22 protein-coding genes and 1 pseudogene are annotated in these 21,367 nt (G+C 70.5%); 16 read left to right on the forward strand and 7 right to left on the reverse strand.

Annotated features, from left to right (window positions below; genetic code table 11):
• The first annotated feature begins 118 nt into the window (after positions 1–118).
• From PKF00_RS30385 to PKF00_RS30395, 3 genes are read left to right on the forward strand one after another with little or no spacing between them, the layout of a single operon-like run.
• Entirely contained in the window at positions 119–1,438 is a 1,320-nt protein-coding gene (locus tag PKF00_RS30385) for a MarR family transcriptional regulator (protein ID WP_271221110.1), read from the forward strand.
• Between the two features lie 37 nt (positions 1,439–1,475).
• Positions 1,476–2,768: an amidohydrolase/deacetylase family metallohydrolase gene (locus PKF00_RS30390; protein ID WP_271221111.1), complete on the forward strand. Its 1,293-nt coding sequence runs from the start codon at positions 1,476–1,478 to the stop codon at positions 2,766–2,768.
• A gap of 6 nt (positions 2,769–2,774) precedes the next feature.
• Positions 2,775–3,155 (forward strand): RidA family protein, encoded by a 381-nt coding sequence (locus PKF00_RS30395; RefSeq protein ID WP_271221112.1) that lies wholly within the window; start codon positions 2,775–2,777, stop codon positions 3,153–3,155.
• Here PKF00_RS30395 and PKF00_RS30400 read toward each other — a convergent pair.
• On the reverse strand, positions 3,140–4,408 hold the full coding sequence (locus tag PKF00_RS30400) for a hypothetical protein (RefSeq protein ID WP_271221113.1): 1,269 nt from the start codon (positions 4,406–4,408) through the stop codon (positions 3,140–3,142). The genes PKF00_RS30395 and PKF00_RS30400 overlap by 16 nt on opposite strands.
• A gap of 270 nt (positions 4,409–4,678) precedes the next feature.
• On the opposite strand from PKF00_RS30400, the gene PKF00_RS30405 reads away from it, so the two are divergent.
• Positions 4,679–5,602, forward strand: a complete 924-nt coding sequence (locus PKF00_RS30405) for a 1,4-dihydroxy-2-naphthoyl-CoA synthase (RefSeq protein ID WP_271221114.1) — start codon at positions 4,679–4,681, stop codon at positions 5,600–5,602.
• A gap of 174 nt (positions 5,603–5,776) precedes the next feature.
• Positions 5,777–6,874 carry a sensor histidine kinase gene (locus PKF00_RS30410; RefSeq protein ID WP_271221115.1) on the forward strand — a complete coding sequence of 366 codons (1,098 nt, stop codon included), beginning with the start codon at positions 5,777–5,779 and terminating at the stop codon, positions 6,872–6,874.
• A 96-nt stretch (positions 6,875–6,970) separates the two neighbouring features.
• Here the strand turns inward: PKF00_RS30410 and PKF00_RS30415 are convergent, their stop codons facing one another.
• A complete protein-coding gene (locus tag PKF00_RS30415) occupies positions 6,971–7,909 on the reverse strand; it encodes a dihydrodipicolinate synthase family protein (RefSeq protein ID WP_271221116.1) in 939 nt (312 codons plus the stop codon).
• The gene (locus PKF00_RS30420; RefSeq protein ID WP_271221117.1) at positions 7,909–8,706 is read right to left on the reverse strand and encodes an aldolase; all 798 of its coding nucleotides are present in this window, start codon (positions 8,704–8,706) and stop codon (positions 7,909–7,911) included. Before PKF00_RS30420 ends, PKF00_RS30415 begins: the two co-directional genes overlap by 1 nt.
• Positions 8,707–8,918: 212 nt before the next feature.
• Here PKF00_RS30420 and PKF00_RS30425 point away from each other — a divergent pair, with 212 nt between their 5' ends.
• Positions 8,919–9,491, forward strand: a complete 573-nt coding sequence (locus PKF00_RS30425; RefSeq protein ID WP_271221118.1) for a helix-turn-helix domain-containing protein — start codon at positions 8,919–8,921, stop codon at positions 9,489–9,491.
• 25 nt (positions 9,492–9,516) lie between these two features.
• On the opposite strand, the gene PKF00_RS30430 is transcribed toward PKF00_RS30425, so the two are convergent.
• Positions 9,517–10,200 (reverse strand): YqjF family protein, encoded by a 684-nt coding sequence (locus tag PKF00_RS30430; RefSeq protein WP_271221119.1) that lies wholly within the window; start codon positions 10,198–10,200, stop codon positions 9,517–9,519.
• Positions 10,201–10,478: 278 nt separating this feature from the next.
• On the opposite strand from PKF00_RS30430, the gene PKF00_RS30435 reads away from it, so the two are divergent.
• The 3 genes from PKF00_RS30435 (at position 10,479) to PKF00_RS30445 (ending at position 12,395) form a co-directional block, all read left to right on the forward strand.
• On the forward strand, positions 10,479–10,607 hold the full coding sequence (locus PKF00_RS30435) for a hypothetical protein (RefSeq protein WP_271221120.1): 129 nt from the start codon (positions 10,479–10,481) through the stop codon (positions 10,605–10,607).
• A 474-nt stretch (positions 10,608–11,081) separates the two neighbouring features.
• Entirely contained in the window at positions 11,082–11,357 is a 276-nt protein-coding gene (locus PKF00_RS30440; protein WP_271221121.1) for a DUF2795 domain-containing protein, read from the forward strand.
• 585 nt (positions 11,358–11,942) lie between these two features.
• Positions 11,943–12,395 carry a DUF4383 domain-containing protein gene (locus PKF00_RS30445; RefSeq protein WP_271221122.1) on the forward strand — a complete coding sequence of 151 codons (453 nt, stop codon included), beginning with the start codon at positions 11,943–11,945 and terminating at the stop codon, positions 12,393–12,395.
• Between the two features lie 61 nt (positions 12,396–12,456).
• Here the strand turns inward: PKF00_RS30445 and PKF00_RS30450 are convergent.
• A pseudogene (locus tag PKF00_RS30450) lies at positions 12,457–12,612 on the reverse strand (DUF2243 domain-containing protein); the annotation flags it as partial.
• A 157-nt stretch (positions 12,613–12,769) separates the two neighbouring features.
• The gene (locus PKF00_RS30455) at positions 12,770–13,303 is read right to left on the reverse strand and encodes an Orn/Lys/Arg family decarboxylase (RefSeq protein WP_271221123.1); all 534 of its coding nucleotides are present in this window, start codon (positions 13,301–13,303) and stop codon (positions 12,770–12,772) included.
• A gap of 139 nt (positions 13,304–13,442) precedes the next feature.
• On the opposite strand from PKF00_RS30455, the gene PKF00_RS30460 reads away from it, so the two are divergent.
• Complete coding sequence (locus tag PKF00_RS30460; RefSeq protein WP_271221124.1) at positions 13,443–14,027, forward strand: hemerythrin domain-containing protein; 585 nt, start codon at positions 13,443–13,445, stop codon at positions 14,025–14,027.
• 154 nt (positions 14,028–14,181) lie between these two features.
• Here the strand turns inward: PKF00_RS30460 and PKF00_RS30465 are convergent, their stop codons facing one another.
• Positions 14,182–15,384, reverse strand: a complete 1,203-nt coding sequence (locus PKF00_RS30465) for a hypothetical protein (RefSeq protein WP_271221125.1) — start codon at positions 15,382–15,384, stop codon at positions 14,182–14,184.
• A 281-nt stretch (positions 15,385–15,665) separates the two neighbouring features.
• On the opposite strand from PKF00_RS30465, the gene PKF00_RS30470 reads away from it, so the two are divergent.
• The 6 genes from PKF00_RS30470 to PKF00_RS30495 all read left to right on the forward strand — a co-directional run bounded on the left by PKF00_RS30470 (position 15,666) and on the right by PKF00_RS30495 (position 21,302).
• On the forward strand, positions 15,666–16,244 hold the full coding sequence (locus tag PKF00_RS30470) for a hypothetical protein (protein WP_271221126.1): 579 nt from the start codon (positions 15,666–15,668) through the stop codon (positions 16,242–16,244).
• A 151-nt stretch (positions 16,245–16,395) separates the two neighbouring features.
• A complete protein-coding gene (locus PKF00_RS30475) occupies positions 16,396–17,268 on the forward strand; it encodes a glycosyltransferase family 2 protein (RefSeq protein ID WP_271221127.1) in 873 nt (290 codons plus the stop codon).
• A gap of 273 nt (positions 17,269–17,541) precedes the next feature.
• Positions 17,542–17,775, forward strand: coding sequence for a hypothetical protein (locus tag PKF00_RS30480; RefSeq protein ID WP_271221128.1), 234 nt, complete (start codon positions 17,542–17,544; stop codon positions 17,773–17,775).
• 400 nt (positions 17,776–18,175) lie between these two features.
• A complete protein-coding gene (locus tag PKF00_RS30485) occupies positions 18,176–18,994 on the forward strand; it encodes an alpha/beta fold hydrolase (protein ID WP_271221129.1) in 819 nt (272 codons plus the stop codon).
• Positions 18,991–19,446 (forward strand): GbsR/MarR family transcriptional regulator, encoded by a 456-nt coding sequence (locus tag PKF00_RS30490; RefSeq protein WP_271221130.1) that lies wholly within the window; start codon positions 18,991–18,993, stop codon positions 19,444–19,446. Before PKF00_RS30485 ends, PKF00_RS30490 begins: the two co-directional genes overlap by 4 nt.
• Before the next feature lie 620 nt (positions 19,447–20,066).
• The gene (locus PKF00_RS30495) at positions 20,067–21,302 is read left to right on the forward strand and encodes a PP2C family protein-serine/threonine phosphatase (protein ID WP_271221131.1); all 1,236 of its coding nucleotides are present in this window, start codon (positions 20,067–20,069) and stop codon (positions 21,300–21,302) included.
• Positions 21,303–21,367: the final 65 nt, after the last annotated feature.

The following is a 21,367-nucleotide window of genomic DNA, read 5'->3' on the forward strand; positions in this document are numbered from 1 at the left end:
CTTGCTACCAAAATGATGCATTTCGTACATCTGACAGTCAGGTTCCCTCGGCGGCCTCCCTGCTCGTATAGTGGGGCCAGTACGAACCACTTCCGAACATAGGTCGCATAGAGGTGTCATGACGATCGTGATCGGGCTCGTCATCCACGCGAGTCATCGCACCATCTTCGAAGAAGCGGCCCGCACCCTTTCCGGCGTGCGCCTGGAGTGGGTCACCTACCGGCACGAGAACGAGATCCAGCCGCTGGTCCGGGAGTTCCTCGGCCGCGAGCAGGTGGACGGGCTGCTCCTCGGCAAGGTCCCCTTCGCCGAATCCCGCGACCTGCTCCCGGCCGACGTGTCGGTCGCGGTCATCAAGTCAGCCGGCCTCGACCTGTCCATCGCCTTCTTCCGGGCGGCGGCGCGCGGGTGGCGGGCGGCCCCGGTCAGCATCGACACCTTCGACCAGGAGACGGTCGACGAGGTCGTCCAGGCGCTCCAGCTCGACCGGAGCCAGGTCGCCTGCCTGCCGTACAACCCACGGCAGAGCGTCGAGGAGATCGTGGGCTTCCACCGCCGCTTCATGGAGAAGACCGGCGCCGCCTACGCCATCAGCCTGCGCACCGCGGTCACCGCGCGGCTGGCCGACTCGGTTCCCGTGGTGAACGCGCTCTACGGTCCGGCCACGATCCGGACGAACCTTCACGAACTCGCGCTGCGCATCCAGTCCCGGCAGGCCAACGCGTCACGGTTCGCCGCGGGCGTCTTCCGCGTGGTCACCCAGGACGCCCAGGCCGACCTGGACCGCGCCCGCATCGGGCTGATGAACCTGCTGGTCAACACGCCCGAGTTCGGCGAAGCGTGGATCGAGAACCGGGACCGGCGCGGCGTCGTGGTCTTCGCGCACAAGGCGCTGTTCGAACACGCCACCCAGAACTGGATCTCCCTTCCCACCCTCGGAGAGGCCCAGGAGACGCTCGGCATACGGCTGGCCGCCGGATTCGGCATCGGCGTGTCCGCCCGCACCTGTGTGCAACTGGCCGAATGGGCGGCGGCACGGGCGGAACAGGAGAGCATCCCCTCGGCGTACCTGGTCCAGGACAACGGGGTCATCATCGGCCCGATGAGCAGCGGCTCGGCAAACCCCCTCGCCTTCACCTACCGCGACCACGGCGGGGACATCGAGGGGCTCGCCCGCCGCGTCGGCCTGAGCCCGGCGACCCTCTCCCGGCTCGCCGCCCTCGAACGCAGCCTCGAGGGGCGGCTCATCTCGCCCAGCGATCTCGCCGGCTCCCTCGGGATCACCGACCCGAGCGGCCGCAGGCTGATCCGCAAACTCAACGAGTCCGGCCTGGTCACCGAGGAGGGCAGCGAGCAGGTGCACCGCAAGGGCCGCCCGACGCGGCTCTACCGCCTGGGCATCGGCACCGCCCTCACGGACGAGGCCACGCCTTCCTGAAAAGGCTCCACACGCGTTGAAAGCCCTAGGAGGATCATTGTCCTACGATCTGCTGCTCACCGGCGGTGAGGTCATCGACGTCGGTGGCGGGCACGTCGGCCGGTACGACGTCGCGGTGCGCGGCGGCCGGATAGCCGCGGTGGCCCCCGGCCTGCCCCGGCACGAGGCCCGCGAGGTGATCGACGCCACGGGCAGGCTGATCACACCCGGGCTGATCGACATGCACACGCACATCCATCCCGACGCCACCTACTGGGGGATCGATCCGGACCCCGTCGCCTGGTACACCGGGGTCACCACGTGGGTCGACGCAGGCTCGGCGGGGGCCTACAACGTCGAATCCCTGCGCGCCGTGGTCCGCGACCTCCAGGTACGCGTCGTGGCGCTGCTCAACGTCTCCGCGGTCGGCCTGACCGCTCCGGACGGGGAGAACCGGGAACTGGCCAACTGCGACGTCGACCTCGCCGCGTCGACCCTGGCGGCCAACCGCGACCTGATCGTCGGGGTGAAGGTCCGCATGGACGGCAAGTCGGTGGGCCGGAACGGGCTGGAACCGCTGCGCCGGGCGATCGCGGTGGCCGAGACGGGCGGCGTCCCGGTGATGGTCCACATCGGCGTCGCCCCGCCCACCGTGGACGAGGTGCTGGGACTGCTGCGCCCCGGCGACATCGTCACGCACTGCGCGAGCGGGCTGGCCACCGGCATGCTCGACGGGGCCGACCTGTCGTCGGCGGTGGTCGAGGCGCACGCGGCGGGCGTCCTGTTCGACATCGGACACGGATCCGGCGGCTTCGCGTTCGACGTGCTCGAAGCGCAGCTGAAGGCCGGCGTGGTGCCGTACACGATCTCCTCGGACCTGCACGCCCGCTGCCTGTACGGGCCGGTGTTCGACCTGCCCACGACGATGACGAAGCTGCTCGCCGTCGGCCTGTCCCTCGAGCAGGTGGTCGCCGCGGTCACCGCCCATCCGGCCCGGGCGCTGAACCTGCCCGACGGAGCCGGCACGCTGGCCGTCGGGGCCCGCGCCGACCTCGCCGTCTTCACGGTCGAGGAAGGCGACTTCGAGGTGGTGGACGTGCACCGGCAGCGCCGCACCTCCGACCGGCGGCTGGTCAACGAGGTCACCTACGTCGCCGGGCGTCCGCTGCCGCCCCGGCTCCCGTCGCGGCCGAAGCCGTGGATCCCGCTCACCGACGCGCAGCACGAGGCGCTGCGCCTGCGCGAGCGTCGTGTCCGCGACCTGCTCTCCGCCCCGCTCGTCGGGCTCGAAGGGCTGGCCGAACAGTACCCCCGATTCCCCGCAGATCCCACCACGTCCTCAGGAGGATGACCAGATATGCCCAAGAAGATCATCAGCACCCCCGACGCGGCCCCGCCCGGCGGACCTTACTCGCAGGCCGTCGTCGCCGGCGACCACGTCTATCTCGCCGGGGCCTGCCCGGTGCTCCCCGACGGCACGTGGGTGCGCGGCTCGTTCGCCGAGCAGGCCCGCCTCGCCTTCACCAACCTGGCGCAGGTGGCCAAGGCGGCGGGGGCGGACCTGTCGCAGGTGGTCCGGGTGGGGGTCTACCTGCGGGACTTCGACGACTTCCCCGAGATGAACGAGATCTACGTGGAGTTCTTCGGCACGGAGAACCTCCCGGTCCGGACCACCATCCCGGTGGCGCTCAAGGGCTTCGACATCGAGATCGACGCGATCCTCTACACCGGAGACTGATCCGGGTCGCCGGCGGCCGTGAGGGCCGCCGGGATCCTGTCCAGCACCGGCCACGGATACATGCCGTAGTTGTAGAAGTCGACGGCCGCCACGCCGAGAGAGGCGCAGGCGGCCGTCTTCTCCGCCAGGTTCGCGGCGTCGCCGGTGTCCGGGTGCCCCGGCCGCAGCACCACCCGTACGGGGCACCGCCCGCCGACCGCGTCGACGACCGAGGCGACGTCGACGCGCAGGCGCTCCACGTCCCGCGCGTACCCCAGGTAGGCGTAGCCGTCCACGAGCGGCGCCAGAGCCGAGGCGTCGACCCCGGTCCGCCAGCCCTGCTCGGCCGCGGACGGCCCCTCCGGCGTGCCGCTGCCGTAGCCGAGCAGAGCCCCGGTCAGGTCGAGGTAGACCAGCCGGCCGCCGTCGGCGTGCACCGCGTCCGCGACCCGGCGGGTGAGCGCGGTCACCACGTCCTGGCGGACGGCGAGGAATCCGGCGAGGTCCTCGCCCACGGCCGCGCTGAGTGAGGCGGGGTCGTCGGACGTGGTCACCTCCTCGCCGCCCAGCACCCGATCGAGATGACCGGCGACGGCGGCGCGCAGGCGGTCGGCGTCCACTCCGGCCGCGCCGGCCGCCCGGCGGCAGTGCGCGCAGAAGCAGAGCCCGAGCAGCAGCCGCTCACCGGGCCCCAGGGGAACGAAACTGCGCTCGTGGTGGTGACCGTGGTCGAACGTGCCGTAGGCGAGCGCCTCGGCGACGACCGGCCCCGCCGCCGCCGCCGTGCGCGCCAGCGCGACCGCGTAGTCGGCGACGTCCGGGTTCGCCGGGCAGAGGTCGGCGAGCAGCCGGTCGCCGAAACAGTTCTCGGCGCACACGTCCGGGTGCGCGGTGCCCAGCGTCGTGTTGTGCAGGAACACCGTCCACGCCAGCACCTCACCGGGCGCCGTGTCCTCGAGCAGCCGCGCCACCGCGACGACCTCCTCCGCGGGCTGCGCCGCGGGACGCAACCGCACTCCCTCCCACACCTCCGGCGGCAGCGGGAGGAACACGCCGTCGTGGCGGTGCACCACCCTGCGGACGCTCGCGTGCGGCATCACGTCCCGTGCCTGGTGGTAGGCGACGGCGACGGTGACCGCCTCGACGCCTCGCTCGCGCACGCGGGCCAGCACCTCCCGCACGCCTTCGACGACGAGATCCGATGGGAAGACGAAAAGGCTGCTGCGTGCCGTACCGGTCTGGCGGTCGCCGGAGGAGGTGGATCTGGTGAGCATGTGGAGATGGTCGCACAGAGCCGCCGGAGCGACTTCACCAGCATGGACGATCGGTGGGATCCGCCCCCGCGTCCGACCCGCCGGGCTGGTCGGTACGGTGTCCAGCGACGTTCGGCGACAACGCGTGGATCGCCTCGCCGGGCCGCGGAACGCCCTTCGCCGCACGCTCGAGAGCGTTCGGGCTCCCACGGACGGCGCCGTGAAAAGCGGAGGCGGTCCTCGACGGTGTGGATACGGTTGATTGGTCAGCATGATTGGGGATGAATATTCGTGGCAGACGCCAATGTTTCCGAGCTGTTCGATCCACTCGAATGGAGTGAGGTGGAGGGGTTCGGGTTCACCGACATCACCTACCACCGCTCAGCGGAGGCACGCGGCGGCAAGCGCGTCGTCCGCATCGCGTTCGACCGGCCGGAGGTCCGCAACGCCTTCCGGCCGCACACCGTCGACGAGCTCTATCGGGCGCTCGACCACGCGCGGATGAGTTCCGACGTGGGCTGTGTCCTGCTCACCGGCAACGGCCCGTCGCCCAAGGACGGCGGCTGGGCCTTCTGCTCCGGCGGCGACCAGCGCATCCGCGGGCGCTCCGGCTACCAGTACGCCAGCGGCGAGACGTCCGACACCATCGACCCGGCACAGGCGGGCAGGCTGCACATCCTCGAGGTGCAACGGCTGATCCGCACGATGCCGAAGGTCGTCATCGCGGTCGTGCCCGGCTGGGCCGCCGGAGGCGGGCACTCCCTGCACGTGGTGTGCGATCTGACCCTGGCCTCCGCCGAGCACGCCCGCTTCAAGCAGACGGACGCCGACGTGGGGTCGTTCGACGCCGGCTACGGCTCGGCGTACCTGGCGCGCATGACGGGGCAGAAGTTCGCGCGGGAGATCTTCTTCCTCGGCGAGGAGTACACCGCGGACCAGATGCACGCCATGGGCGCGGTCAACCGGGTCGTGCCGCACGCGGAGCTTGAGGCCACCGCCCTGGAGTGGGGCTGGAAGATCATCGGTAAGTCGCCCCAGGCGCAGCGGATGCTCAAGTTCGCCTTCAACCTGGTCGACGACGGCCTGGCGGGCCAGCAGGTGTTCGCCGGCGAGGCGACCCGGCTGGCGTACATGACCGACGAGGCCGTCGAGGGCCGTGACGCGTTCCTGCAGAAGCGTTCCCCCGACTGGGAGCCGTTCCCGTACTACTACTGACCCGTCCGCGGGCGCCCCGTGGAGCCGGATCCCGGTCGTTCGGCACCCAGGGGAGCCGTCCTTCGGGGCGCACCGCGAAAAGGAGGGAAAGCGCGACGCCCGGGCCTCGGACCTCCGAGTCCCGGGCGGTGACAGAGGCCGCGCACCCGGCCCGGCGTAAAATAAGATCGTTTCATGCGTGCGGGGCGAAGGGCATGGCTGTTCCTCAGACGACCCCGTGTGTTCGACACGGCGCTGGTCGTGGTGCTGTGGCTGAGCTCGCTGCGCCCCCTGATCGGCTCTCTGCTGGACCATGACGCCGGCGTCGCCGCGGGCGTGGGCCTCTTCCTGGCCTCCACCCTTCCCCTCCTGGTACGGCGCGGCCACCCGATCCCCGTCGCCGTGGTGACCTCCGCGTTCGACATCGCGGGAAACCTCACGATCACCCCCAGCACACTGATCCCCGCGACGATCGCCCTCTACGGCGTCGGCCGCTACGTCGCGGCCAGGCAGGCCCTGGTCGTCACCGCCTGCCTGGCGACGGCCGCCTACGTCTCCCTGTTCGCCGACACGAACTACCAGAACGCCAGTCCTTTCTTCTACGTGCTCTCCGCCGGCGTCGGCCTGTCGGTCAGGTCCAGAACCGAAGCGCGGGAACGTGAGGAAAGCAGGCGCGCCGAGGAGGCCGTCCACCTCGAACGTCGCCGGATCGCCCGTGAGCTGCACGACGTCGTCGCCCATCACATCAGTGTGATCAGCTCACTGGTCGGCGGGGCCCGTGCGACCCTGCCGCGGGAGTCGCTCGAGGCCGGGGAGGCGCTGCTGTCCGCCGAGCGGACCGCCCGGCAGGCCCTGACCGAGATGCGGCACCTGTTGAACGTGCTGCGGACCGACGAGTCCGGTGACGGAGAGACCTTGGGGGCGGGCACGGCGGAGTTGCCCGTCCTCGTGAAGCAGGCCGTCGCCGCGGGGCTGCCCACGAGCCTGGTGCTGGAGGGCGAGCCGGTCACGCTGCCCGCCGCGATCGATCGGGCGATCTACCGGATCGTGCAGGAGGCGCTCACCAACACCCGCAAGCACACCTCGGGCGCGCGGTCCACCGTACGGATCGGCTACGAGCGGGAGACGGTGGAGGTCGAGGTGTTGGACGACGGAGTGGTCGCGGACCCGTTCTCGTCCGGAGGCTTCGGACTGGTGGGGATGGCCGAGAGGGTGGCGCTGTGCGGCGGGGAGTTGACGGCGGGGCCGCGTGAGAACGGCGGCTTCCAGGTCCGGGCGCGGCTGCCGCTGTAGTCGGCGTGCCGCCGGTGGACGACCGCGCCCCGGTCGGGGCCGGTTCCGAGGTCGCGGGCGCCCCGCCCACCACGGAACCGGCCCGCCGGTCCGGGCTCAGCTCGCGACGCCCGCCGCGCCGGTGGCCGCGTTCTCCAGCAGCGGGTGTGATCCGAGGAGTTCCAGCAGCTCCTGGAGCCGCTCGGTCTCCTCGGCCGGCAGGGGCAGCAGCGGCGGACGCGGGGGGCCGGCGTGCCGGCTCTGGAGCACCAGCCCTGCCTTGATCGCCCTGGGCAGGCCCTGGGCGACGATGAACCGCAGGAACGGCAGCATGGCCGCCAGCAGTTCGTCGGCCCGCCTGTGTTCGCCGTGCTGTACGGCGGCGTAGAGCTCCAGGCACCAGCGCGGCAGCAGGCCGGGGGCCGCGGTGCACCATCCGGCCGCGCCGGAGCGGAAGGCCTCGAGCGCGACCGGGTTGTTGCCGTTGTAGACCGACAGGGAGCCCCCGGACAGCTCCCGGATGGCGCGGAAGCGCCAGACCTCACCCGAGCTCTCCTTCACCATCGTGAGGTTGGGGATCTTCTCGGCGAGCGCGACGACGGTCTCGGGGGAGAGGTCGACTCCGCTGGTGGCCGGGTTGTTGTAGAGCATCATGGGCAGGTCGGTGGCCGCGGCCACCGTGGCGAAGTGCCGTTCGAGTTCCGCCGGGGTCAGTTTCCAGTAGGCCAGGGGCAGCATCATGATCGCGGTGGCTCCGCAGCGCTCGGCCAGGCGGGCACGCCGTACGGTGGTCTCCGTGCTCCAGTGCGCGACGCCGACCAGTGTCGGCACCCTCCCGGCCACGGTGTGCAGCGCGGTCTCGCAGGCGGCGTCCCATTCGGCCTCGCTGAGGTAGGCGCTCTCGCCGGTGCTGCCGAGCGGAGCGACGCCGTGGCTGCCCGTCTCCACCAGCGCGTCGGTGACCCTGCGCAGCGCCGTCAGGTCGAGCCTGCCGGTGTCGGCGGCGAACGGGGTGACGGGATAGGCGATGATCCCCTTCAGGGGCGGGACGGTCATCAGATCTCCGTTCCGTTCACGAGGCAGTCGGGGTGGTCGCGCAGGGCACGGCGCGCGTAGTAGGCGAAGTTCGCCTGGTTCCGCTTGGGGGTGGAGGTCCAGTCGTGGGCCTCCCTGGCGAGGGCCGGGGGCAGCGGCTTGATCGTTCCCGCGGACATGGCCAGCAGCTGCATGCGCGCGGCCCGTTCGATGAGGACGGCCAGGTTGCACGCCTCCTCGACCGTGGCGCCCGCCACGAGCTGTCCGTGGTGGGCGAGCAGGATGGCCCGTCTGTCCCCGAGGGCCGAGGAGATGATCTCGCCCTCCTCGTTGCCCACCGGCACGCCCGGCCACTCCTTCAGGAAGGCGCAGTCGTCGTACAGGGGCGTGGTGTCCATCTGGGAGATCTCCAGGGGGATCTCCAGCATGGCGAGCGTCGCCGCGTGCAGCGGGTGCGTGTGCACGATGCAGTTGACGTCCTCGCGGGCGCGGTAGATCCAGGAGTGGAACCGGTTCGCCGGGTTGGGGACGCCCTCACCCTCCAGGACGTTGAGGTCCTCGTCGACCAGCAGCAGGTTCTCCTCGGTGATCTCGTCGAACCCGAGGCCGAGCCGCTGGGTGTAGTAGGTGCCGGGCTTCTCGCCGCGGCCGGTGATCTGCCCGGCGAGCCCCGAGTCGTGACCGCCGTCGAACAGGATGCGGCAGGTCAGGGCCAGCTTCTGCCGGATCGTCAGCTTCGATTCGCCGAAGTGCTCGCGCATCTGCCGCTGGGCGCGGTCGACCAGCACGTCCTTCTTCTCTCGCAGTGTCTTCGCCATGTCATCTCCACTTCCGGGCGCCGGGATTTCCGTTCGCCCAGTCGTCTGGTGTCGCCCCGTTAGGACACATGGGCAACTATATGACACAAGGTTTCATGAAAGGAAGAGGCCCCCGGGAAGGCCGCCTCGACCGGTCGCCTGGTCGGGGAGCGGCGATACGCTTTCCACAGCCGCACATCGGCCCTGTCGGGCGGGCGCGAAGGGATTGCAAGGTGATCAATCGGGTACGGCAGCTGCGCAAGGAGCGGCTGATGACCCTTGAGGTCCTCGCGGAGCGCGCCGGAGTGACCAAGAGCTATCTCTCCAAGGTCGAGCGCGGTCAGAGCACGCCGTCCATCGCCGTGGGCGTGGCGCTCGCGCGGGCGCTCGACGTGCACCTCGACAGGCTCTTCGTGGACTCCGAGCGGTTGAGCGACGTCACGGTCACCCGGGCGGGGGAGCGGCACCCGCTCACGGCGGACGGGGAGACCGGTTCCCACTACGAGGGCATCGCGCTCCAGGCCGGGGCCAAGCGGATGACGCCGTTCATGCTGTACCCGCCGCACGACGCCGACCGCGTCCCCTTCCGGGACCACCAGGGCGAGGAGTTCCTCTTCGTCCACGAAGGGCGGGCCGAACTCCTCCTCCCGTCCCACGCCATCGCGCTCGGGCCGGGCGACTCGGTCTACTTCAACGCCACGACACCGCACAAGGTCCGCTCGCTGGGCGAGTCCCGAGCCTCCGTGCTGCTCCTGGTCTGCGGCGACGAGAACGCCCCGGACGGTTCCCGCGCGCACCTGCCCTGAGCCCGCCGAGACCGGAAGGGCGGAGTCAGATCTTCCGGGAGGGGGCGGCCTGGTTCCAGCTCCACATCCCCACCCGCACCCGCACGCCTGGAGAGGCGTGCACGATCGGGTCGTGTTCCGGAGCGGTGAGCCCTCCCGCCCTGAGCAGCCCCTCGTCGAGGTGGACCAGCCGGGCGTGGTGCAACGGCCAGGGCCGATGCTCGACCTCGGCATGGGCCAACCGGCCTCCGACGCGGGTGAACAGGCGATAGCGTTCGGTGAGGAAGACCGACAGGCTGTCCCGCTCGGAGTCGGCCAGTGGCGCGCCCACCCGCACGTCGGCGTCACATCGGGCACCGGCGGGCCCGGGCCAGCGGCGCCCGCAGCGGTAGGAACGCCGTTCGTCCTCGACCCGCACGGACATGTCGGACCAGTGGTACGGCAGCCAGTAGGTCGCCCGGGCGCCGAGGACCGGAGGAAGCCGCCCGGCGTCCAACGACAGAAACCACAGGCCACCGCGTCCCTGCCCGTCCCGCACGTAGGTGCGCACGTTCGTCTCGGGAAACCGCGACAGCCACGGCAACGCCGGTGTTCCGGGCACCCGTACGTCCTCCATGAGGAAGGGGGTCAGCCCGACCCAGGCGGAGCCGTCGAACTCCTCGGCGGTGAGTCCGTCGGGGAGCAGCGACTGGACCACGTCGGAGGGATAGCGCCAATGGACGAAGGTCATATGAGACCACTGGTGATACATCACCGGCCGGATCGGTCTTGGAGACTGCGCAGCTCGCATCCCTGATCCCTACCCCGGCGGGACCCGTCCAGCGCATCAGGCGCCCGCCGTCACGATCTCCCGCATGGTCGGCGTCTTCGCTCCTCCCAATGGGGTCGTGCCTTTCGTCCGCCCGTCTCCGCGCGGCCCGAACGACGTCGGGCGAACGGAGGGAACGGGAAACGGCTGATGCGGGAGCGGGCTGTTTTCCAGCGGGGCAGATGGGCAGGCACGATCGCATGCCTGTCTTCGATGACACCCTGTTCCTGCTGCTGGAAGGTTACGGCTGGCTGCCTGACCGTCGGCGGCGCGTCGGCGACGACGTGGTCCGCACCCGATTGATGACGACGTGGTCCGCACCCGATTGATGGGGCAACGCGTGGTGGCACTGTGCGGGCCGGACGCGGCGCGTTTCTTCTACGACGAAGACCACGTCCGCCGGAACACGGCGCTTCCCGGTCCGGTCAAGAGCACCCTGGTGGGCCACGGGGCGGTGCACCCCCTCGAACCCCCGCCCCGTACGCCACCTGTTTCGACCCGGCCGCCGTCGCCCGGACCCGCCACGAACGCGGCAAGCCCCTGATCGTCGTGGAGACGCCCGCCCTCCGCCCACCCGCCGGTATCCATCGGCTGCCCGACGAGCGCCTCACCGAGGCCCGGATGTTTCCCCACGCAGGAGAGGGTAGGACCCGGTCGCGCCGGAGGGAGCGTCAGCCGTGAGCGGGAAGAACGCCGGCGCGTACCGGAACCGGCGCACGCGCCGGTTCGCCGGCCCGTCCAGGACACGGACAGCGGATTCACCGGTCGGCGAGTCCGCACTGCGATCACATAGGGAGAACCACATGGCATCGACGTCGCACACGCCCGGTCGTGAACCCGGTACGCCGCAGGGCATCAGTCCGCAGGGGGTGGAGGCGCGCAGTGAGCTGGCCAGGTGGATCAGCGGAGCCGACGTCTTTCCTGCGGACCGAGCCGCCCTGCTGGCCCGCGCCGAGGAGCAGAACGCGCCCGACTCGGTGATCGGCGCGGTTCGTTCCCTGCCGGAGAGGACCTTCACCACCTTGGCGGAGGTCGCCGAGACACTGGGATACGGCAAGGAGGACAGCGGACAGGGATGACAGACGCGTCTGTGACGCTCATAGAGAAGATGGTCAGAGATGCCGGCACGCGGAGAGCCTTCGGTCGCGGCCTCACGACAGTGGCGAGACCAGAACGGCGTACGGATGCCCTCAGGTGAGGCGCATGCCTGGTATCCAGGGACGAACCAGACACTGTGCGGACTGGCGATCAGCCGGTCGAAACTGCTGCGTTTCTCCCACGTGCGCTGGCCTGACGCCTTTCCCGAGTCGGGCGGCGCGGCAGAGGAGGTGAACGAGGTGTGCGAGAAGTGCGTCGCGGCGTCAGGCCGTCGTTCGCATCGGGGGTGGAGCAGAGCCTGGACACGGAGCTCGCCGCGTCCTTGACGGCTTGCGCCCATGGTGTGCGCGGCCCCGCCGGTTGGCGGCGCCCTCGCGGAGTCGAAGGCCCGCCGACCTTTCCGGATCCGAATACCGGGGGCTTTTCCGTCGTCGGCCTCTCCGCTTTCATCGCCGGGTCAACGTGACAGAACGAGGAATCTTCCAGACCGGGATGGATTTCGGCGCCTGTATCGCATTCGCGGGGGTAGGCGGTCGGTCTCACAGACGAACCGATGGGAGTCCTCCATGAGCACGACACCCACTCGGGCCACCCGGTCCCCGGTGCAACTGGCCGCCCTCATCGTGGGCGCGGTGTTCCTCCTGGTGGGGGTGCTGGGCTTCGTCCCCGGCGTCACCACGGACTACGGCGCCTTGGAGGTGGCCGGCCACCACTCCGAGGCTCTCCTTCTCGGGGTCTTCCAGGTGTCGATCCTGCACAACGTCGTCCACCTGCTGTTCGGCGTCGCGGGCATCCTGCTGTCACGGACCTGGGCCGGAGCCCGCAACTTCCTGGTCGTCGGAGGTGTGATCTATCTGCTGCTGTGGCTGTACGGCCTGCTGATCGACCGCGACAGCGCGGCCAACTTCGTGCCGCTGAACAACGCCGACAACTGGCTGCACCTCGTCCTGGGCGTCGGCATGATCGCCCTGGGCCTCCTGCTGTCCCGCCGTACCGCGGTGGGCCCGCACCGTCGCTGATCCGGCGGGAGCGGGCGCTCCGGCCGACCGCTCGAGCGGCCGTCCCGGTGGGCTCAGGCGGCCCGCTCAGCATGTGACGCCACCCCATGAGCTGGTGCAGCACGATTCCGTCGACGAAGCCCCCGACGCCGGCGCCGAGCACCAGTCCCGCGAGCCGTCTGGACCTTCCCGGTCCGCCGGAGGCGGCCGGGGACGGGTGTGCGTGGACATCGGTCATGTGTCCTTGGTCTCCTTCTCAGGCCAGATCACTCCTGCCGACGGCGGGATGTCCGACCGGCCCCGCGGAAGTCCGGCGCCTGCGCGGACCGGAGCCTGGGCACCCCCGCCCCTCGCATTCGCCTACGGCCTGCTCCAGCGCCTCCGCGCGGCGCTCTTCAGCGTTTCCCGGCCACGACGCGGACGGTCTCCACGGTGGGGTCGGCCGCGTCCGGGACGACCATGCCGCCCTCCACGCCGCTGCGCAGGTACTTCAGGACCTCCTCCGTCAGGCGTTCGTCGGGCAGCGCGGCGGGGACACCCGGAGGGTAGGGGGTCAGCGGCTCGGCGGTGATCCGGCCAGCGGCCTTGTGCCAGGGGACGTGCTCGGCCGGGCCGAAGAACGCCTCGCGCGGCGTCATGGCCTGCTCCAGTCGCAGCTCGTGTGGTGCGGGCAGTTCGATCGCGGGAGCGGAGGGCAGTTCGGCGGTGTGCTCGCCGAGGTCCCGGAGGGCGGCGAGGAGGCGGGCGGTGGTGTGCTCGTCGTCGGCGTGGGTCAGCTGGACGGCGATGCGGCGGTGGTCGGACAGGCCGACGTTGACACCGTGGTGTTCGCGCAGCCAGTCGGCCACCTGGTAGCCGCCCGTGCCCAGGGCGCCGACGTCGATCACCACCTGGAGCGGGTCGGCGCGGAAGACCGCCTCGCCCAGCACCGCGCTGACTCGTGGGCTCTGCGCCGGATCCGTCTCTCGTCCGTGAGGCCGCGGATGAAGGCGACCTTCATTCGACAGGGTGAGGCAGATAAGCAGGCCCTGTGAGGGTACGGCGGGTCGTACACGAAGGGAGAACGTCATGGGCAAGTCTCAGACCGTCCCCGAGGTCATGGGTGAGAACGATGTGGTGGACCTGTTGCTGCGGCAGCACGCGCTGATCCGTGATCTTTTCGACGAGGTCGAGAAAGCGCCCGCCGGTGAGCGCGCCGAGCCGTTCCGGCGGCTGGTGCGGTTGCTGGCGGTGCACGAGACGGCCGAGGAGGAGATCGTCCACCCGTACGCGCGCCACAAGATCGACGGTGGCGAGGCCGTGGTCGAGGACCGGCTGGCCGAGGAGAAGGAGGCCAAGCAGCTCCTCGTGCGGATGGACGAGGCCGGGGCCGAGGATCCGCGGTTCCTGACCGACCTCGCCGCGCTGCGTGCGGCGGTGACCGCCCACGCCCGCGCCGAGGAGCGGTACGAGTTCACCCAGCTGCGCGCGGAGACCTCCGAGGCCGAGCGGCGCGCGATGGCGGCCGGGGTGAAGGCCGCCGAGGCGATGGCGCCGACCCACCCGCATCCGGGAGTCGAGTCGGCGACCAAGAACCTGCTGGTCGGCACACCGATCGCGATCATGGACCGGGCCCGCGACGTGATCCGCGACGCCATGGGCAAGGCGAGCTGACAGGAGTCGCCGGACCGTTCCGTGCCCGCTCACGCCCCCTCCGGGGCCGTGCGGCCCCCGCTCCGATCCACGTCGGGGCGGGGGCCGTACGTTGTGCCGGTGCTGGTGCCGGTGCGGACCCGGGCGGTGGCGACCCGGGCCGCAGGGGCCGGTCCTAGCGTTCGGCGCGCAGGCTGGGCACCGGATGCGGTCCCTCGGTCTCCAGCCGGTACTCCTCGCCGGACTTGGCGCGGTTGTCGTCGATGACCACCTCGCTGGCCGGCCGTTCCCCGCCCATGATCGCTTCCTGGTACCTCTCGAAGCGTTCGTGGGCCTCCTGCACGTAACCGGTGCCGATCGTGGTGTAGTCGATCTGCGTGGCGATCAGATCCCGCAGGTAGCCCTTGTTCGGCTCGAAGGTCACCGGCGCGGGCAGCACGGGCGCGACCACCTCCTGCGGATCCCGGCCGTCGTGACGCTTGAACAGCTCGGCGGCGATGCGCAGGTGCTCCAGCTCCATGTTCAGGTGCAACTCCCAGATCGCCTTGACCCTGGGATCGGACTCGGTCTCCATGAACGAGTGGTACAGGTAGCACTCGTTGTACTCGTGGTTGAGCAGCATCTCCCACCACGTCTCGCCGGGGTCGACCAGCGACTCGTAGTGGGTGACGTGCTCTTCTTCGATCAGCCCGATCTCCTGGTACAGCTGACGGGCGATCGGCTCCATGTAGGTCGGGCCGACGTTCATGTAGAAGTTCATGGTCTGCTGCTCGGCCGACATGATCGTCAGCGCGTGCAGCTTGGAGATCGGCGCGGTGGCGTTCCTGTCGTAGGGCTCGCGCAGGTTGTCGATCGGGTGGCGGTGATGCAGGTAGGTGGGCCTGCCCGGCATGACCTCGGTCAGGTTGTCGACGATCTTCTCCGCCTTGCGGTGCTCGATCATCTCGTACAGGTTGGCGTAGCGGTACAGGTGGTCGAAGTCCTCCAGCACACCGAACTGGTAGGCCCGCTTGAGATAGGGGTCGGGCTCCATCCGGGCGACCCAGGCGGTCAGGTCGACGGCCACCTGCTCGTAGGCGATGGTGGTCTCCAGGACCGACGACAGGCCCGGAAGCAGCCAGTTGACCACCTTCTGCTGCTGGGCCTCGATGAAGCGCACCTCGGCCAGCTGCTGCTTGACGGCCGGGTCCGGGCAGTGCCGGTTGAACTGGTGGCTGAACAGGATCGCCTCGACCTCGATGCCGTTCATCGTGATGACGCGGCAGCGGGTGTACGGGTCGGCGTGATCGGGATCGATCGGCGCCACGTCCAGTTCGCGCCAGTTGCGCAGCTGGCGGTCCAGCGGAATGCCGCGTTCCTGCAACGGGTTGAAGGACATCTCGCCCCTCCTCAGTAGGGTGTGGTGGGCGTGAGCGGCCCTCCATACCCCCTCAGCGGAGTGCCAACCAAACGGTGTCCCGCGGGGGAAACGCGGCCGGCCAGCGGAGCCGGGCTTGCGTCGGCCTCGCCGAGCGCGCCACGGGCGGCACCGGCGGTCACGACACCGGTCAGGGCGACCACGAGGCGAACGTCACCGCGTCGGCCGACGGGGTTGGCCGTCGACGAGGAGGGTAGTGGAAGGGTCTCTGGCAGGTCAGCCGCTCAGAAGGGAGCGTGCCGATGCCACGTCCCATCATGGTCGCCGCCGTCGCGCTCGCCGTGGCGGCCGCGGGATGCGCGGGGCCGACCACGTTCGACCGCGACGACACCACGCGCATTCACCATCCGCAGAACGAGGGGGCCAACGCCAGCACGGGTGGGCTGCACCTGCGCAACGCCTTCCTGCTGGCGGGGGAGCGCCCCGGGGCGCCCCCGGCACAGCTGCCCCTGTACGTCGTTCTGATCAACGACGAGGGGCGGCCGGACCGGCTGCAGCAGGTCACCGTCCAGCAAGGCGGGACGGCGAGGCTGGCGGGCCCCGTGGACCTGCCGCCGGAGCGGGCGGTGGGCCTGGGCCGGCCCGTCGGCATGGTCGGCGGTGTGCCGGGCACCGCGAGCAACGTGTCCATGACCTTCACCTTCGCCAACGTCGGGGACGTGCGGGTGAACGTGCCGGTGAAGCTCAGGCGAGGGGAGTTCGCGACCCTTGCCCCCGCACCGCTGGGCTCTGCCACACCCGCCCCGGCGCCCAGGTCTCCCAGCGCGGTGCCACAGAGCGGGACCGGCTCCTCCAGCCCGTCACCCACGACGACTCCGTGACCGTCCGCGCCGGAAGGCGAGCTCCGCCCGGTACGTCGGACGGCGGAAACGCGGGGCCGGACGAAGAGACGGCCGGCGCGCTCGCCGTGGATGGTTCGTGGAGCCCGCGCCGCGAGTCCCACTGGAGGCATCGTGAGATGAGGCCGGTGGCATGACAACGGAGAAGAGAACGGCGAGCAGGCCGCGGGTGACGGTCGTGGTGGTCAGCCGCAACCGCCGGCACGACCTGGAACGCTCACTGCCGCGCCACGAGGGGCCGGTGATCCTGCTGGACAACGGCTCGACCGACGGCAGCGTGGAGATGGCGCGGCGGCGCCTTTCCCACGTGCGGACCGTCGATCTGGGACACAATCTGGGCGCGCCCGCCCGCAACCTGGGGGTACGGCTTGCCGAGACGCCCTACGTCGCCTTCGCCGACGACGACTCCTGGTGGGCGGAGGGCGCCTTGGAACGGGCCGCCGACGTGCTGGACTCCCATCCTCGCCTGGCGGTGCTGGCCGGACGTGTGCTGGTCGGTCCCGAGCAGCGGCCAGACCCGATCTGCGCCGAGATGGCCGCCTGCCCGCTGGGCGCCGAGCCGGATCTGCCGGGGCCGAGCGTGCTGGGCTTCATGGCGTGCGGGGCGGTGGTACGGCGGGAGGCGTACCTGGCCGCCGGAGGGTTCGACGACGTGGTGTTCTTCTTCGGGGAGGAGGAGCGCCTGGCCCTGGACCTGGCGGCGGCCGGCTGGGGGCTGGCCTACGTCGAGGCCGTGGTCGCCCATCACCACCCCTCTCCGGCGCGGGATCCCCAGGGCAGGCGGGCGCTCGCCGCCCGCAACGCGATCCTCACCGCCGCCATGCGACGGCCGTGGCCGGTGGTCGCGCGCACCGTGTCGTCGGCCGCGCGTGGCGGCTCCGCCGGGTGGCGGGGCATCCAGGCCGCCGTGAGAAGGCTGCCCGCCGCGCTGGCGAGCCGTCAGGCGCTGCCGCCACGGGTGGAGACGGCGCGCAGGTCACTGGAGGCCTGGGGCCGCCGCTCGTGAACGGTCTGGGCCATGAGACGCTCACTCGTCCCGTCTCCAAGGTCACCTTCTGCGACTCGTTCGGGAGGTCAGCGGAGCGGCCCGCAACGCTTCGGGCGCCTTTCGCGTCCACGCCCGGATTTCCTCACGCAGGAGGCCGCCGTCCAGGACGCGGCACGCAACATTCCCGTGCCGCAGGGCCACTGCAAGCGTCACTGCGGCACAAAGCGCATTTGGTAGCTTCGTAACGAACGAGCCACCTCGCCCGCTCTCCTCCAGCAAGGACGGATGACGATGTCTGAGGAACCGAGCGTCTGGGAGATCCGCCTGGGCGTGTACGCCACGCAGCAAGAGGCTGAAGAGGTCAAGGAGCGCGTCACCAGGCTGCTGTGCCCGGATCCGGACCATGCTCCGCCGTGCCCGATCCCCTGGTCGGTGTCGATGCTTCACCATTCGGACGCCGATGACCACGGCGCTTACGCGGAGCTGGTCGAACAGGCCCGAATCGAGAACCGCACGCGTCGGTGACGTCCCAGTCCTCTCAAGGCTTCGGCGAGAGGTGAGGGAAAAGGGCGCGGATCTCGGTTCCGCGGCCGTCATGGGTCGAGGTCTGCGTCGTCCGCCGGCAGCCGCCTCTTGGTCTTTCTCGTTGGTTTCTCTCGAAGAGCCGGATCAGGCGACGAAGAGAGGGGGTGCCCTCCATGGACGAACCCGCTCGATCATGCGGCTGATCATCGCTTTCCACGGCGGTACGCCGACGTCTGCCTCGTGACGAGGAGCAGCGGTGGGCCGTTGCCGGGGTGGGCGCGACCTTGACGGTGAACCGCCGAGCGGGGAAGGCGCGCTGCTTCCACGGCTCGTCGCGGGTCGCGCGAGTGTCCAGCAGGGATGTGGTCCACTCCGCGGACATATTCACTATATTTAGAATATGGTGAATTTGCCGTTCGTGCTCTCTCTCCGCGGCTGTCGGCTGCGCTACGCCGACAGCGGCGGCGACGGTGTGCCGGTGGTGTTCTCGCACGGGGCCGGGGCCGACCACGTGATGTTCGGCGCCCAACGGGAGTACCTGCGTGCCCGGGGATGTCGCGTCGTCACCTGGGACATGCGCGGCCACGGCCTTTCGCGCCCGGCCGGTGTCCCGTTCACCGCCGAGCAGGCGATCGCGGACCTGTGCGCGCTGATCGAGCACCTGGCGCTGGACCGGCCGGTGCTCGTGGGGCAGTCCCTCGGCGGCAACCTCAGTCAGGCCGTCGTCCGGCGGCGTCCCGACCTCGCCCGCGCCCTGATCGTCATCGATGCGACGCGGAACACCGCACCGCTGTCCTGGAAGGAACGCCTGCTGGTGAAGGCGGCCGCGCCGATGTTGTCGACGATCCCGGCCAAGAGGCTTCCGCGGCTGATGGCCGAAGCCTCCGCGATCACTCCGGACGCGCAGGCGGATGCCCGACGGGCCTTCGGCCAGCTGTCGAAGGAGGAGTTCGTCCAGGTGTGGCGGGCAACCGTCGAGTTCCTCTCCCCGGACCCCGGCTATCGCACGCCGGTGCCCCTGTGCCTGATACGCGGCGAACAAGACCGCACCGGCAACATCGCCTCGGCCATGCCCTCGTGGGCCGAGGCCGAAGGCATCGAGGAGGTCGTCATTCCCGACGCGGGCCACATCGCCAACCAGGACAACCCGCAGGCGGTCAATGAAGCGATCGACGCGTTCCTGCGCGTGATCCCGGCATCGAAGCAGGCGCGGCGATGAACGCGCACCGTGCGTTCATCGCCTCGGTGGGCGACCTGCTGGCCTCATGGAACCTCCCGCACGCGACCGGACGCGCCTACGGACTGCTACTTCTCAGCGAGGAGCCGATCTCTCTCGACACGATCGCCGCCGAGCTCGAGCTGAGTAAGGGAGCGGTGAGCACCGCGGTACGGCAGCTGGATTCCTGGGGACTGGCCAAGGTGATCCCGCAACCCGGCAGCCGGCGGCTCCTGGTTGAAGCCACCGGAGGAATCGAGTCGCTGCTGGAGGCCAGCCAGGCGCGGGCCAGAACCCTGATCGCCGCCCTGCGCGAGGGCGAGGCCCTGGTGAGTCCCGGCCCGGCACAAGAGCGACTCCACGATGTGATCGGATTGTTCGCCGGCTATGTCGACGTCGGAAGCCAGATGCTCGCCGTATACCGCCGACGGCGGCCCGGGTCCGCCCGGGCCTGACGCCGCCGACCGCCCGGGCACCGCGCCGTCAGGCCGGGCGGACCCGGGCCGCAGTGGGCGCACGGCTGCGAGATTTCGGCGCCCGGGGAACATTCGGCGACCGCCGGTGGTTGTGCATGTCGTGGCCGGTGTGCCCTGTGTCCCCGGGCCTCACCTATCGCCTTCGCGGACTACCGTTCGGCTGGAGCCGCGTTGTGCTTTTCGCCGAGAGGCGACACGCACACCGGTACGCACACCCGACCTGAGGGCCTCGCCAGACCGGCGAGGCCCTCAGGCGTGTACGGGGCCGCCACCGCGTCTCGGCGAGGCGGGTTCCGAGCGCCTCGAAACCGCCCTGTCCTCGGGCGTGAGACGCCGGCCCGGTTGGCCGGAGAGGCGGTCCAGGATGCCGGCCCACGGAGAGCCGCCGGTCGCGGCGTTCCGCTTGCGTGCCCCGTAGCATTCCCGGCACTGTCGCCGGGCCAAGCCGGAGCGACTCACCCGGCCCCTGTGGGCGGGTAAAGGAGTTCGCGAAGGATGGGGGATTTTCGTTTGGGCTCTGGGCTGGGGTGAAGACTGAAATTCGGCGCTAAGAGACCGTCAAGGGATACGGGTGGTCACATGCACGGAAAAACGCCGCGATGAGCACCCAGTGTGGTACTGCGCGAATGCTGGCCGGGCTGCTGGCCGCCAGCCACCTGGCCGCGCTGGAGGAGATGCCCGCCCTGGCCGGTGAGCACGCCGCACACGTCGGCCTGGGTGAGGTGCTGATCTATGTGGTCGATCTGCAGCAGCAGGTGCTGCGGCTGCTGACCGGTCACGGTGAGGACGCCGGTGAGGACGTCGGCGGGGAGCCCGCGGAGTTGCGGATCGACGCGACGCTGGCCGGGCGTGGCTTTCAGGAGACGCGGGTGCTTGTGCGGCCCGCCCCGCAGGGGCGGGCCGCACATTGGTGGGTGCCGATGCTGGACGGCACCGAACGGCTGGGGATGCTGCGTGTCAGCGCCCCGGCCGACGCCGATGAGGCGCAGGTGGAGGCCATGCGGGCGCTGGCGTCGCTGATGGCGCTGCTGGTGGTCAGCAAGCGCGCCTTCAGCGACTCCTACGCCCGGCTGGCGCGCATTCGGCCGATGCACGTGGCCGCCGAGATGCAGTGGACGCTGACGCCGCCGCTGAGCTTCGCCAACACCGGGGTGGTGATCAGCGCGGCCATGGAGCCGGCCTACGAGGTCGGCGGGGACGCCTTCGACTACGCCATCGCCGGCGATGTGGCGCATCTGGGGATCTTCGACGCGATGGGCCACGATGTGTCGGCCGGGCTGACCGCCAGCCTAGCGCTGGCCGCCTGCCGCAACAACCGCCGCCACGGCGTCGGCCTGGCCGCCAACACCGAGAAGATCGAAGAGACCCTGATCGGCGAGTTCGGCCGATCCACCCGCTACGTCACCGCGATCCTGGCCGATCTGGACACCACCACCGGCGTGCTGACCTGGGTCAACCGGGGTCATCATCCGCCGGTGGTGATCCGCGGAGGCCGCTGGACCAGCTCCCTGGCATGTCCGCCCGCCCACCCGATGGGTCTGGCCCTGGGACTGCCGGTCAGGCTGTGCCGCGAGCAGCTGCAGCCGGGCGATCGAGTGCTGCTGTACACCGACGGCATCACCGAGGCACGCAGCGCCCAGGGCAGGGAGTTCGGCCTGAACCGCTTCGTCGACTTCATCATCCGCCACACCGCCGACGGCCTGCCGGTGCCCGAAACACTGCGCCGCCTGATCCACAGCGTGCTCGACTACCACGGCGGCCGCCTGCAGGACGACGCCACCGTGCTGCTGACCGAATGGCACGGCGCCGCCCACTACCGGATGACCGTGACGTGACCGGCCCGGCGACCGGAGAGCCTGCGTGATGAGCCCCTGTCCGGCCGGCGGCCCTCGATCGCCGA

Origin of the sequence: Streptosporangium carneum (genome assembly GCF_027922005.1) — a bacterium.
In the GTDB taxonomy this organism is placed as follows: domain Bacteria; phylum Actinomycetota; class Actinomycetes; order Streptosporangiales; family Streptosporangiaceae; genus Streptosporangium; species Streptosporangium carneum.